This window comes from Streptomyces sp. NPDC031379, from assembly GCF_055569615.1.
The window spans coordinates 13,548-26,760 of record NZ_JBVIIT010000035.1; the positions used below are offsets into that span (position 1 = coordinate 13,548).

The 13,213-nt window shown below is 74.4% G+C and carries 12 protein-coding genes; all 12 read left to right on the plus strand.

What is annotated here, in order from left to right; genetic code table 11:
* Nucleotides 1-28: 28 nt before the first annotated feature.
* The 12 genes from ACZ5CW_RS36890 (at nucleotide 29) to ACZ5CW_RS36945 (ending at nucleotide 13,167) form a co-directional block, all read left to right on the plus strand.
* Complete coding sequence (locus tag ACZ5CW_RS36890) at nucleotides 29-1,483, plus strand: MFS transporter (protein WP_468609397.1); 1,455 nt, start codon at nucleotides 29-31, stop codon at nucleotides 1,481-1,483.
* Nucleotides 1,484-1,540: 57 nt separating this feature from the next.
* Nucleotides 1,541-1,954 carry a DUF3151 domain-containing protein gene (locus ACZ5CW_RS36895; RefSeq protein WP_468609399.1) on the plus strand — a complete coding sequence of 138 codons (414 nt, stop codon included), beginning with the start codon at nucleotides 1,541-1,543 and terminating at the stop codon, nucleotides 1,952-1,954.
* A 154-nt stretch (nucleotides 1,955-2,108) separates the two neighbouring features.
* Nucleotides 2,109-2,957: a tryptophan 2,3-dioxygenase family protein gene (locus ACZ5CW_RS36900; protein ID WP_468609401.1), complete on the plus strand. Its 849-nt coding sequence runs from the start codon at nucleotides 2,109-2,111 to the stop codon at nucleotides 2,955-2,957.
* Nucleotides 2,950-4,176, plus strand: coding sequence for a kynureninase (gene kynU, locus ACZ5CW_RS36905; RefSeq protein WP_468609403.1), 1,227 nt, complete (start codon nucleotides 2,950-2,952; stop codon nucleotides 4,174-4,176). Before ACZ5CW_RS36900 ends, kynU begins: the two co-directional genes overlap by 8 nt.
* 251 nt (nucleotides 4,177-4,427) lie before the next feature.
* Complete coding sequence (locus tag ACZ5CW_RS36910) at nucleotides 4,428-5,333, plus strand: alpha/beta hydrolase (protein WP_468609405.1); 906 nt, start codon at nucleotides 4,428-4,430, stop codon at nucleotides 5,331-5,333.
* 162 nt (nucleotides 5,334-5,495) lie between these two features.
* Nucleotides 5,496-6,530 carry an alpha/beta hydrolase gene (locus ACZ5CW_RS36915; RefSeq protein ID WP_468609407.1) on the plus strand — a complete coding sequence of 345 codons (1,035 nt, stop codon included), beginning with the start codon at nucleotides 5,496-5,498 and terminating at the stop codon, nucleotides 6,528-6,530.
* A complete protein-coding gene (locus ACZ5CW_RS36920) occupies nucleotides 6,523-7,740 on the plus strand; it encodes an acyltransferase family protein (protein WP_468609409.1) in 1,218 nt (405 codons plus the stop codon). Before ACZ5CW_RS36915 ends, ACZ5CW_RS36920 begins: the two co-directional genes overlap by 8 nt.
* Nucleotides 7,649-9,094 carry a sensor histidine kinase gene (locus tag ACZ5CW_RS36925; protein ID WP_468609411.1) on the plus strand — a complete coding sequence of 482 codons (1,446 nt, stop codon included), beginning with the start codon at nucleotides 7,649-7,651 and terminating at the stop codon, nucleotides 9,092-9,094. The genes ACZ5CW_RS36920 and ACZ5CW_RS36925 overlap by 92 nt, the downstream gene beginning before the upstream one ends.
* A complete protein-coding gene (locus tag ACZ5CW_RS36930) occupies nucleotides 9,091-9,765 on the plus strand; it encodes a response regulator (protein ID WP_468609413.1) in 675 nt (224 codons plus the stop codon). Before ACZ5CW_RS36925 ends, ACZ5CW_RS36930 begins: the two co-directional genes overlap by 4 nt.
* A 91-nt stretch (nucleotides 9,766-9,856) precedes the next feature.
* Entirely contained in the window at nucleotides 9,857-11,209 is a 1,353-nt protein-coding gene (locus ACZ5CW_RS36935) for a sensor histidine kinase (protein WP_468609415.1), read from the plus strand.
* Complete coding sequence (locus ACZ5CW_RS36940; protein WP_468609417.1) at nucleotides 11,206-11,871, plus strand: response regulator; 666 nt, start codon at nucleotides 11,206-11,208, stop codon at nucleotides 11,869-11,871. Before ACZ5CW_RS36935 ends, ACZ5CW_RS36940 begins: the two co-directional genes overlap by 4 nt.
* A gap of 75 nt (nucleotides 11,872-11,946) precedes the next feature.
* Complete coding sequence (locus tag ACZ5CW_RS36945; protein ID WP_468609419.1) at nucleotides 11,947-13,167, plus strand: cytochrome P450; 1,221 nt, start codon at nucleotides 11,947-11,949, stop codon at nucleotides 13,165-13,167.
* Nucleotides 13,168-13,213: the final 46 nt, after the last annotated feature.

Consider the following 13,213-nt stretch of genomic DNA (forward strand, 5'->3'; position numbering starts at 1 on the left):
CCGCCGGGCCCGCTGTATACCTGGGGGCATGCCCGACGTCCGGCTGGCCTCGCCCCGGGGCAAGTGGATCCTGTTCACCACGATCCTCGGCTCCAGCATGGCCATGCTGGACTCGACCGTCGTCAACGTGGCCCTGCCGACCATCGGCCGCGACCTCGGCGCGAGCCTGGCCGCGCTGCAGTGGACGGTCAACGCGTACATGGTCACACTGGCCGGCCTGATCCTGCTGGGCGGTTCGCTCGGGGACCGCTACGGCCGCCGGAAGATCTTCGTGCTCGGGGTGGTGTGGTTCGCGGCGGCCTCGCTGCTGTGCGGCCTGGCCCCGACCTCCGGCGTCCTCATCGCCGCCCGCGCCCTGCAGGGCATCGGCGGGGCGCTCCTCACCCCCGGCTCCCTCGCGCTCATCCAGGCCTCCTTCCACCCCGACGACCGGAGCCGGGCCGTGGGCCTGTGGTCCGGCTTCGGCGGGATCGGCGCCGCGGTCGGCCCCTTCCTGGGCGGCTGGCTGGTCACCGGCCCCGGCTGGCGCTGGGTGTTCCTGCTGAACATCCCGCTGGCCCTGCTGTGCGTCCCGGTCGCGGTCCGGCACGTGCCGGAGTCCGCCGGCCAGGGCGGGCAGGGCCGCTTCGACGTGCTCGGCGCGGCCCTCGGCGCCCTGGCCCTCGCCCTGCTGACCTACGCACTCATCGAGGCTCCCGGCGGCTCCCCGGCAGTAGCCCTGACCGGGGCGGCGGGCCTGGCCGCGGCGGCCGCCTTCGTGTACGTCGAGAAGCACCGCCCCGACCCGATGCTCCCGCCGGACATCTTCGCCTCGCGCCAGTTCACGGCGGTCAACCTGGTCACGCTGTGCGTGTACGCGGCCTTCGGCGGCTTCTTCTTCCTCACCGCGCTCCAGCTCCAGGTGGTCGCGGGCTACTCGCCGCTGGCCGCCGGTACGGCGCTGCTCCCCACCACCGCCCTGATGCTGCTGTTCTCGTCCCGCTCGGGCGCGCTGGCCGACCGCACGGGCCCCCGGCTGCCGCTCACCGTCGGCCCCCTGCTCTGCGCGGCGGCGATGCTGCTGATGCTCCGGGTCGGCCCGGACGCGGACTACCTCACGGACGTCCTGCCCGCGCTGCTGGTGATGGGCGCCGGCATGGTCACCCTGGTCGCCCCGCTGACGGCCACGGTCCTCGCCTCCGTGGACACCGCCCGGGCGGGCCTGGCCAGCGGCATCAACAACGCGGCGGCCCGCGCGGCGGGCCTGGTGGCGGTGGCCGCGCTCCCGCTGCTGGCGGGGATGGGGCCGGAGGCGTATCGCGACCCGGCCGCCTTCGACCGGTCCTTCGACCGGGCGATGCCGATCTGCGCGGGGACGCTGCTGCTGGGCTCGGCACTGGCTTTCGCGCTGGTCCGCCGGCCGGCTCCCGGGTGCCGCCGACCGGAGTGCCGGACCCACGGCAACGTGACGTGTCCGCCGTTGGAGGCGGGGGGCCGTCGCTAGGGGGTCTGGCGCCCGTCCGGGGCGCTCACCCGCGTATCCGTGCGAGAAACTGAACCCATGACGATTCACGAGAACCTCCTCGGTGGGCCGGCCCCGACCCACCTCCCGGACGATCCGGAGCCCCGCGAGCTGCTGGCGAGCGGCACCGCGCCGACGGACGTCGCCGCCCAGCACCCCACCTCCTCCCTCGCCTGGGCCCAGCTGGCCGACGACGCGTTCGAGCGTGGCGCGGTCGTGGAGTCGTACGCCTACGCCCGTACGGGATACCACCGCGGCCTGGACGCGCTGCGCCGCAACGGCTGGAAGGGCCACGGCCCGGTTCCGTGGGAGCACGAGCCGAACCGCGGCTTCCTGCGCGCCCTGCACGGCCTCGCCCGGGCCGCCGGGGCCATCGGCGAGCAGGAGGAGTACGAGCGCTGCACGCAGTTCCTGAAGGACTCCTCCCCGACGGCGGCCCAGACCCTGGGCTGACCCCCCGACGGGAGGTGCCGGTGTGGCCCGCCTGGCAGCAGGCGGGCCTTGCCGTATCCGGGGGGATTGCGGAGGATTCGGGGTGGGGACCGGGGCCCCCGTGCCGGCATCGGCAGGGGCGGACCGCTACCCGGAGTAACATCAGGAGACAGCGATGTCCCAAAAGGCTCACCCCCCTTCCGAGGCCGCTGAGCCCGAGACCCCGCATCTCGATTTCGCGGGCACGACGCCGTACGAGGACTACGTCAAGGCGGACGTGCTCACCCACCTCCAGCACACCCTCTCCGACGACCCCGGAGAGATGGTCTTCCTGGTCACCACCCAGGTCATGGAGCTGTGGTTCACGGTCATCGTCCACGAGTGGGAGACGGCCGCGCAGGCCCTGCGCTCGGACGACGTACCGACGGCGATCGCCGCGCTGAAGCGCTCGGTGCGGGAGCTGGAGGCGCTGAACGCCTCCTGGAAGCCGCTCGGCCAGCTGACCCCGGCGCAGTTCAACTCCTACCGCAGTGCCCTGGGCGAGGGCTCCGGCTTCCAGTCGGCGATGTACCGGCGCATGGAGTTCCTGCTCGGCGAGAAGTCCGCGTCCATGCTCGTACCGCACCGCGGCGCCCCGCGCGTCCACGCGGAACTGGAGAAGGCGCTGCACGAGCCGAGCCTGTACGACGAGGTGCTGCGGCTGCTGGCCCGCCGCGGCCACGCGGTCCCCGGGTCCGTCCTGCACCGTGACGTGGCCCGGCGCTACGAACCCTCGGACGTCGTCGAGTCGGCCTGGGCGGAGATCTACTCCGGCGACGAGAGCGCCGAACTCGCCCGCCTCGGCGAGGCCCTCAGCGACGTGGCGGAACTGGTGTGGCGCTGGCGCAACGACCACCTGGTCGCCACCCGCCGCGCGATGGGCGCCAAGCCCGGCACGGGCGGCTCCGCCGGCGTGGCCTGGCTGGAGAAGCGGGCCCGCAAGAACGTGTTCCCGGAGCTGTGGACGGCGAGGTCCCATGTCTGAACTGGCGCTGTTCGCGAAGAAGCTGGACGAGGCTGACGAACTGGCCCCGCTCCGCTCCCGCTTCGTCCTCGACACGGCATCCGATCACGCGGCCGGCGTCGCGGGGGTCTACCTGGACGGGAACTCGCTCGGCGCGCTGCCGGCGAACGTACCGGGGCGGCTGGAGGACGTCGTCCGGCGGCAGTGGGGCGAACTGCGGATCCGCTCCTGGGAGGAGAGCGGCTGGTGGACCGCGCCCGAGCGGATCGGCGACCGCATCGCCCCGCTGGTCGGCGCGGCACCGGGCCAGATCGTGGTGGGCGACTCCACCAGTGTCAACGTTCTCAAGGCACTTGTGGCGGCGATCCGCATGGCCGACGACAGCCGTGACGAACTCCTCGTCGACGCGACGACGTTCCCCACGGACGGCTACATCGCCGAGTCGGCGGCGCGCCTGACGGGCCGCACCCTGCGTGCGGTGACTCCTGCGGAGGTCCCGTCGGCGCTGTCCGGCCGCACGGCGGCGGTCCTGCTCAACCACGTCGACTACCGCACCGGGCGCCTGCACGACCTGCCGTCGCTGACGGCGGCGGTCCATGCCTGCGGGGCCCTCGCGGTCTGGGACCTGTGCCACAGCGCGGGCGCGCTGCCGGTGGGCCTGGACGAGCACGGGGTCGACCTGGCGGTCGGCTGCACCTACAAGTACCTGAACGGCGGCCCGGGCTCACCGGCGTACCTCTACGTCCGCCGCGACCTGCAGCCCCGTTTCGACTCCCCCCTCCCCGGCTGGAACTCCCACGCCGATCCCTTCGGCATGAGCCCGTCCTACGCCCCGGCACCCGGCGCCCTGCGCGGCCGCGTCGGCACGCCGGACATCCTCTCCATGCTGGCTCTGGAGGCGGCCCTGGAGGTCTGGGAGGACGTCTCCGTCACGGCCGTCCGTGCCAAGTCCCTCGCCCTGACGGACTTCTTCCTGCGCTGCGTGTCCACGTACACGGAGCCCGGCCGCGTGGAGTCCCTGACCCCCGAACCGCACGAGGAGCGGGGCAGCCAGGTCGCGCTGCGCTGTGCCGACGCGGGTGACGTGATGAAGCGGCTGATCGAGCGGGGCGTGGTGGGCGACTTCCGCCACCCCGACGTCCTCCGCTTCGGCTTCACCCCGCTGTACGTGAGCTTCGGCGAGGTGGAGCGAGCCGCCCGGGTGCTGGGGGAGGTGCTGGCGCCGCCGGCCCGCGGCTGACGGCTGACGGCTGACCGGGGGGCGGGGGTCCGGCTGCGGGCCGGTGGGGGCCGGCCGCGCGGATCCCGCGCCCCTTCGGGGCGCTCGCCACACCGCCCTCCCGGTACAGAACCGTCCATCCCTCACCCTCCGTCACCTCCCCATGTCCTCGCACGTCACTGGCCTGATACCGTCCCCGCCAACGGCCGACGAACAATCCCCGCCTGGTCCGCCACATCGCCAAACCCGTTCCCTCGCCGAGAGGTTGGAGCATGCCGGACCACGCCGCAGCAGCCCGCGCCGCCGCCGAGGAGGAGTCGGCCTTCGCGCACTCCCCGGTCGGCCCCGACGTCACCGCCGCCTACGGCGACCACCCCGACCAGGTGATCGACTTCTACGCTCCGCGCACCGGCACCTCCCCCGCCCCCCTGGTGGTCGTCCTGCACGGCGGAGCCTGGCGTGCCCGCTACGACCGCCGCTACCTCACCCCCTTCGCGGACTGCCTGGCGCGCAGGGGCTTCGCCGTGGCCAACGTCGAGTACAGACGCGGCGGCGACGCCCCGGTCCCCGCGCGGAACACCGGATCGCAGAGCGGCTCCGGGGCCCCGACCCCGCCGGCCGGCCGCTGGCCCGACACCTTCGACGACGTGGCCGCCGCCCTGGACGCCCTTCCCGCCCTGGTCGGCACGGCGCTCCCGCAGGCCGACGCCCGCCGCACGGTCCTCACCGGCCACTCGGCGGGCGGCCACCTCGCACTCTGGGCCGCGGCCCGCCACGTCCTGCCGGCCGACGCCCCCTGGCGCACGGACGGCCCGGCCCCCCTGCGCGGTGTCGTCGCCCTCGCCCCGATCGCGGACCTCGCGGTGGCTCAGAAGCTGGACGTCTGCGGCGGCGCGGCCCTGCAACTCCTGGGCGGGCAGGATCATTTCGCCGAGCGCCGGCCGTACGCCGACCCCGCGCTGCTCCTTCCGACGGGCATCGCGACGACGCTGGTCCAGGGCCGTGCGGACCTGGAGGTGCCGCAGGCGGTGGCCGAGTCGTACGCGGACGCGGCGGCCAAGGCCGGCGAGATGGTGGGCCTGACGCTGCTGGAGGAGGTCGGTCACTTCCCGCTGATCGACCCGGCGGCGGACGCCTGCGCGGTGGTGGCGGAGGAGATCGCCCAACTGGCCTGGTGACACGCCTGCTTCCCACGTAGGGGGGCGACCCCGGTGATACCCGTAGTACCTGAGAGCTACCGCGCGGGACGGCTCCCTGGCGGGACGCCGACGACCCGCTCCCCTCCCTAACTTCCCTGTCGGACGCACCCGATGGCCGGGCGGTCCGGAGGGAAGCCACCCATGGGCCACGCGCCGCCGCACACCACGCACCCGCAGCCGCCGACGGCGCTCCCGTCCGCCGAAGGCCGCCCGACGGCGCACCGCGTCCGGCGCCGGGCCCTGCTGCCCGCCCTGCTCACCGCCGCCCTGGTCGTCCCCCTCTCCGGCGCGGCCCGCCCCGCGATCCCCGCCCCGCCCCCCGCTGCCCTCGGCGTCCCCCTCACCCCGGCGACCCTGCACACGGCGTACGAGGCGAACCGCGCCAACGCCACCGAGGCCGCCCGCATGGCAGCCGCCCACGGCGACGGCCGGCGCGCCGCCGCCGACCGTGCCGTGGCCGCCCCCTCCCGCCACCTCCTCTCCTTCGACGGCCGCGGCCCCGGCCTGGCCACGGAGGTCCTCGGCGACCTGCCCCACGCCGATCACGTGGCGGTTCTCGTCCCCGGCTCCGACACCTCCCTGGACACCTACGCCCGCTTCCACCGGGCGGCGGCCGCCCTCTACGACGACCTCACGCACCGCGCACCCGGCGGCACCCGCGTCGCCGTGGTCGCCTGGCTCGGCTACCGGACCCCCGCCACGGTCGGCACCGCCGTGGCGACCCCGGCCCGCGCCGAGGACGCCGCCCCCCACCTGCGCGCCCTCGTACGGCAGCTGCACGCCCTCACCCCCGCCCGGACGAGCATCGCCCTCCTGTGCCACTCCTACGGCTCGGTCGTCTGCGGCCGCGCCGCCGCGGACCTGGACGCGGCCGACATCGCCCTCGTCGGCAGCCCCGGCACCGGCGCCGACACCGTCGCCGGCCTGCACACGCCCGCCCGCGTCTGGGCGGCCCGCGGCAGCGACGACTGGGTGGCCCACGTACCGCACCTCCGCGCCGACCTGCTGGTCACCACCGTCGGCTTCGGCACCGACCCGGTCTCCCGTGCCTTCGGCGCCCGGGTCTTCGACGCCGCCGGCGCCGGCCACAGCGGCTACTTCACCCCGGGCTCGGCCGCCCTCGCCAACCTGGCCCGGATCACCCTGGGCGAGACCTCGGAGGTGACCCGTGCCTGAGCCCGCCCCGAGCGCCCCGCGCCGCGCGCTGCACGCCGTACGTCAGGGCGCCCACCGCGTGGACACCGCCACCCCCGCGTCCCGGGACCGCGCGGTCGACGCGCTGCGCGCCGTCGCGATCCTCGGTGTCGTCCTCGGCCACTGGCTGGTCACCGCGCTCGTCGCGAAGGACGGCGCGCTGCACACGGCGAGCCCGTTGCAGCACCTGCCGTGGCTGGCCCCGATCTCCTGGGTCTTCCAGACGCTGGCCGTGTTCTTCCTGGTCGGCGGCCATGTGGCGACCCGCGGTCATGCCTCGGCCCGCGCCCGGGGCGTGTCGTACGGCGCCTGGCTGCGCGGCCGCCTGACCCGCCTGCTCCGGCCGGTCCTCGCCCTCCTCACCCTGTGGACGGTGGCGGCGACGGCCCTGCTGCTGACCGGCACCCCCTTCGGCACGCTGCACACGCTCGTCAAACTGGCCCTGTCCCCGCTGTGGTTCCTGCTGGTCTTCGCCGCCCTGACGGCGGCCACCCCCCTCGTCGCCCGTCTCCACCCGCTCTGGCCCCTGGCCGTCGTCCTGCACGTGGACCTCCTCCGCTTCGGTCTGCACCTGGGCCCCGCGTGGCTGGGCCTGCTGAACCTGGCGGCGGGCTGGCTGGTCCCGTACACCCTCGGGGCCGCCTGGGCCCGGGGCGAGCTGGACGGCCGCCGCACCGCCTGGATCCTGCTGCTCGGCGGCACGACGGCCACGGCCGCCCTGGTGGCGGGGGCCGGCTACCCCGCGTCCATGGTCGGCGTCCCGGGCGCCGCGATCTCCAACCTCGACCCGCCGACCCTGGCGGCCGTGACCTTCGGTGTGGCCCAGTGCGGTCTTGCCCTGCTGCTGCGCGACCGGCTGCGCGCGGCGATGCGCCGTCCGCTCGTCTGGGCGGCCGTGGCCCTGGTCAACCTCTCCGCGATGACGGTCTTCCTGTGGCACCAGACGGCCCTGATGGTCACGACGGCCGCCGCCCTGCCGGCCGGCCGGCTTCCGGGCCTGCACACGCTCCCCGAGGGGCTCGGCTGGGTGGCGGCCCGGCTGCTGTGGCTGCCGGTGTTCGCGATGGTGCTCGCGCTGTTCCGGACCGCCTTTCACCGGCATGAGCAGGGCGGCGCCCGCAGCCCGTCCCGGGTGGTCCGCGCTCACCGCCCGGCGGCCCGGCGGTCCGCTCGGCAGGCGCCCCGTGTCTAGGCTGGTCCGCGTGACGGAAACGGGGGTGGGCCGCGCACGGCGCTGGCTGCGGTCGCTGCGCGAGGACCTGTGGACCTTCCGTGCGGATCCTCTGCCGCCCTCGATGTGGCTGCGCTGGTTCCCGCACGGCCTGCTGTGGCTGGTCGCCTTCGGGGTGGCCTTCGGCGCGGTGGCGCAGCTCGGATCCGACGGCGGCGTGGGTTCCCAGCTCGCCGTGCTGATCGGACTCGCGCAGGGCGGCGCCGTGGTGCTCGCGCTGTGGCGGCCGGTCCCGGCGTGGTGGATGTCCATGGCGGGCATGCTGGTGGGGGCGGTGGAGGTGCGGCGTCAGCTGCTGGCAGGCGGTGCCCACGACTTCACGTGGCCCTGGTCGTCGGCCGGGATCGTCGGGCACATGGCCGTGCTGCTGCTGCTCGCCCTGCGGGTGCGCACGCGGGTGTCCGTCGAGGCGCTGGCCGTGACCGTGCTCCTCACCTATCTCCTCCAGGGCCTGTGGGGCGCGTCCGGCTACACGCCCACCGGGGTGCTCGCGGTCGTCTTCTTCTCGGTCGTCGTGATCCTCGGCAGCGCCCTGCGCGGCCGCCGGGAGGCGCGCGCCGAACTCGTCGAGCAGACCACCCTCACCGCGGAGGAGCGGGCCCGCCGCACCCTGCTGGAGGAGCGCAGCCGCATCGCGCGGGAGCTGCACGACGTCGTCGCCCACCACATGTCGGTCATCTCCATCCAGGCCCAGGTGGCCCCGCACCTCGTCGAGCGCCCGCCGCAGGAGCTGATCGAGAACCTCGCGGGCATCCGGCAGAACGCGCTGGAGGCGCTCACCGAGCTGCGCCGGGTGCTCGGCGTGCTGCGGTCGGAGAACCCCGAGGACCCCTACGGTCTGGGCCATCCCGGCACCGGAGCGGCGCCGGACGCACCCCAGCCCACGCTCGGCCGGCTCGACGCGCTGATCGAGAACACCCGCGCGGCGGGCCTGGACGTGACCACCGAGATCAAGGGCCGGGCGCGGCCCTACGCTCCGGGGGTGGAGCTGTCGGCGTACCGGATCGTGCAGGAGGCACTGAGCAACGCCCTGCGGCACGCGCCGGGATCCCGGGTCCGCGTCGAGGTCGCGCACCTGAGGGACGGTCTGCGCCTGGCGGTGACCAACTCCCGCCCGCGGCACCCCGTTCCGCCCTCCCCGGGCGCCGGACACGGGCTGCTCGGCATGCGGGAGCGCGCCACGATGCTCGGCGGCACCCTCACCGCGGCCGGGACCCCGGCCGGCGGCTTCGCCGTCTCGGCCTTCCTCCCGCGGGACGGCGCCCCGCCCACGCTCCCGCCCGCCCCGCCCCCGACAGGAGAACAGACCCCATGACGAGCGGCACCATCCGCGTACTCATCGCCGACGACCAGCAGATGGTCCGGCAGGGCTTCACCGTGCTGCTCAACACCAAGCCGGACATCGAGGTGATCGGACAGGCGGTGGACGGCCGGGACGCGATCGCCCGGACGGCGCAACTGCTGCCGGACGTGGTCCTGATGGACATCCGGATGCCCGAACTCGGCGGCATCGAGGCGACCCGCCGCATCACCGCCGACCACCCGGGCATCAGGGTCCTCGTGCTGACCACCTTCGACCTGGACGAGTACGTGTACGAGGCGCTGCGCGCGGGGGCCGCCGGTTTCCTGCTCAAGGACGCCTCCGCCGACCAGCTCGCCGAGGCGGTCCGGGTCGTGGCGGCCGGTGACGCCCTCCTCGCCCCCGGCATCACCCGCCGCCTGATCGCGGAGTTCTCCCGTCTGGACCAAGGCCCCCGCACTCCGCTCAGACAGCGCGTCGGTGACCTCACGGAACGGGAGACGGAGGTACTGGCGCTGATCGCGCAGGGCCTGTCGAACGCGGAGATAGCCGGTCGGCTGGTCGTCGCCGAGCAGACCGTGAAGACGCACGTGGGCCGGATCCTGGTGAAGCTGGGCCTCAGGGACCGGACCCAGGCGGCGGTGTTCGCCTACGAGTCGGGGCTGGTGCGCCCCTCCGGATACTGACCCAGGCGGCCCGTAGTACCTGAGACGGACCCCCGAGGACCCCCCTTCGAGAGGACGACCGCGCCCCCGTGCGCGCCCTACGGTGTGGCACGTGACCGAGACGACGCACACGCAGACCACACCGCCGGGGGTGGCGGGCAGACCGCGCAGCCCCGAGTTCCGGCTGGCCGCGGACGCCCTGCGCGGGCTGTGGCAGGACCTGTTCCACGACGCCTTCGCCTACCGCCCGCTGCCCCGCGCTGCCGCCGACGGCCCGGTCGGCCGCCATCTGACGGGCCGCACCAAGGAGTACGCGGCCTGGGCCCCGCACGCGACGGTCGCGGCCGCCGGCGGGGTGGCGGCGCTCATCGCCCTCGCGGACAACTACCTGGGCCCGTCGGCCGTGGTGTGCGCGCTGCTGGCCCTGGTCCCGGTGCTGCTGACCCTGGTGCGTCCGGCCGGGGCGTTCTGGCTGTCGCTCGCGGCGACCACGGCCACCACGATCGCCGCGAGCAACAGCTGGAGCGAGTGGCCGTGGCTGCCGAGCAGCTTCCTCTCCCACCTGGTGGTGCTGACGGTCGTGGCGATCCGCACCCGCCCGCGCACGGCGGCCTGGATGTGGGCGCTGACCGCGCTGTACGGCTTCTGGGCCGAGGCCGCCTTCGGCTGGGGGCACTACGACACCGACGTCGCCCCGATGCTGATCGTCTCCGCGCTGATCCTGCTGGCCGTCACCGTCCGGCACATACGCCGGCAGGCCCAGCAGGAGGTGACCGCCCAACAGACGGTGACCGCGGTGGAGCGCTCGCGGCGCACGCTGCTGGAGGAGCGCACGACCATCGCCCGTGAGCTGCACGACGTGGTCGCCCATCACATGTCGGTGGTCGCCATCCAGGCGGAGGCCGCGCCCTACCGGGTGGAGAACCCGCCGCCGGAGCTGGAGAAGGCCTTCGCCACCATCCGCGAGAACGCGGTGGCGGCCCTGACCGAGCTGCGCCGGGTCCTGGGCGTCGTCCGCGCGGAGGACTACGAGGCCCCGGACGCCCCCCAGCCCACCCTCGCCGACCTGGACGCGCTGCTCGCCAATGTGCGGGAGGCCGGCCTGGAGGTGGACAAGGCGGTGACCGGCGCGGTCCGCGAACTGCCCCAGGGCGTGGAGCTGTCGGCGTACCGGATCGTGCAGGAGGCACTGAGCAACACGCTGCGGCACGCGCCGGGCGCCGGTGCCCGGGTGGAGATCGGGTATGTCCTCGGCGGGCTGGGCCTGCGCGTCGTCAACGGCCCACCGCCGGCTTCGGCCCTGCTCAAGCCCTCACCGGGCGCCGGGCACGGCCTCACCGGGATGCGGGAGCGGGTCTCGATGCTGAACGGGGAGATGACGACGGGACCGACGGCCGACGGAGGCTTCGAGGTGACGGTGTTCCTGCCGGTGCCGGCGGCCGGCGCGATCGAGGGCGAGGCATGACGATCCGCGTACTGATCGCCGACGACCAGATGATGGTCCGCGAGGGCTTCTCGGTCCTGCTGAACGCGATGCCGGACATCGAGGTGGTCGGCGAGGCCGTCAACGGCCGGGAGGCGGTGGACCGGGTCCGTGAACTGGCGCCGGACGTCGTCCTGATGGACATCCGCATGCCGGAGCTGAACGGCATCGAGGCGACCCGGGAGATCGTCGCGGCGGACGGCCTGGCGAAGGTGCTGGTCCTGACGACGTTCGACCTGGACGAGTACGTCTACCAGGCGCTGCGCGCGGGCGCCTCCGGCTTCCTCCTGAAGGACGCCTCGGCCCGGCAACTGGCGGACGGAGTACGGGTGGTGGCGGCCGGCGAGGCTCTCCTCGCCCCCTCGGTCACCAAGCGTCTGATCACGGAGTTCTCGCGCCTGTCCGAGGCGCCTCGGCTGATGCCGGCGGCCCAGGCGGCGTACGGGGAACTGACGGAACGGGAGACGGAGGTCCTGGTCCTGATCGCGCAGGGCCTGTCGAACGCGGAGATCGCCGGGCGGCTGGTGGTGGCGGAGTCGACGATCAAGACCCATGTGAGCCGCATACTGGTGAAGCTGGGTCTCAGGGACCGCACCCAGGCGGCGGTGTTCGCGTACGAGGCGCGGCTGGTGACTCCGGGCTGACGCCGAGAGCCGTGGTGGCCCCGCTGACGGCGGCACCCCTGGTCAGACCCCGGGCCGACGCGTTAGCGTCCCCGCATGGCAGGCCCCACCGACCTCGCTTTCGACCCCTGGGACCCGGAGTTCGTCGCCGACCCGTACCCGGCCTACGCCGAGCTGCGGGCGCGCGGCCGGGTGATCCGGTACGAGCCGACCGACCAGTGGCTGGTCCCGCACCACGCTGACGTCTCGGCGCTGCTGCGCGACCGCCGCCTCGGCCGCACCTACCAGCACCGGTTCTCGCACGAGGACTTCGGCCGGACCGCGCCGCCCGCGGAGCACGAGCCGTTCCACACCCTCAACGACCACGGGATGCTCGACCTGGAGCCGCCGGACCACACCCGGATCCGGCGCCTGGTGTCGAAGGCGTTCACCCCGCGCACGGTGGAGCGGCTGAAGCCGTACGTGCACGGGCTGGCGAACGAGCTGGTGGCGAAGCTGGTGGAGGCGGGCGGCGGGGACCTGCTGGCGGACGTGGCCGAGCCGCTGCCGGTGGCGGTGATCGCCGAGATGCTCGGCATCCCCGAGGCGGACCGGGGGCAGTTGCGCCCCTGGTCGGCGGACATCTGCGGGATGTACGAGCTGAATCCCTCCGAGGAGACGGCGGCGCGGGCGGTACGGGCCTCGGTGGAGTTCTCGGACCACCTGCGGGAGCTGATCGCGGCGCGCCGCGAGAAGCCGGGGGAGGACCTGATCTCGGGCCTGATCGCGGCCCACGACGAGGGCGACCGCCTCACCGAGCAGGAGATGATCTCCACGGCCGTCCTCCTGCTCAACGCCGGGCACGAGGCCACGGTCAACGCCACGGTGAACGGCTGGTGGGCGCTGTTCCGCAACCCCGGCCAGCTGGCGGCCCTGCGCGCCGACCACTCGCTGATCCCGTCCGCGATCGAGGAGCTGATGCGCTACGACACCCCGCTGCAGCTCTTCGAACGCTGGGTCCTGGAGGACATCGAGATCGACGGCACGACGATCCCGAGGGGCGCGGAGATCGCCATGCTCTTCGGCTCCGCCAACCACGACCCGGCGGCCTTCCAGGCCCCTGAGCAGCTCGACCTCGCCCGTGCGGACAACCCGCACATCTCCTTCAGCGCGGGCATCCACTACTGCATCGGCGCCCCCCTGGCCCGCATCGAACTGGCGGCGTCCATGACGGCCCTCCTCCGGCAGGCCCCGACCCTGAGACTGGCGACGGAGCCGCGGAGGAAGCCGAACTTCGTGATCCGGGGGCTGGAGGGGCTGAGCGTCGAGGTGGGGTGACCGGTACGCCGGCCAGGAGCGGTTCGGGCACCGGCCCCGCTCGGCG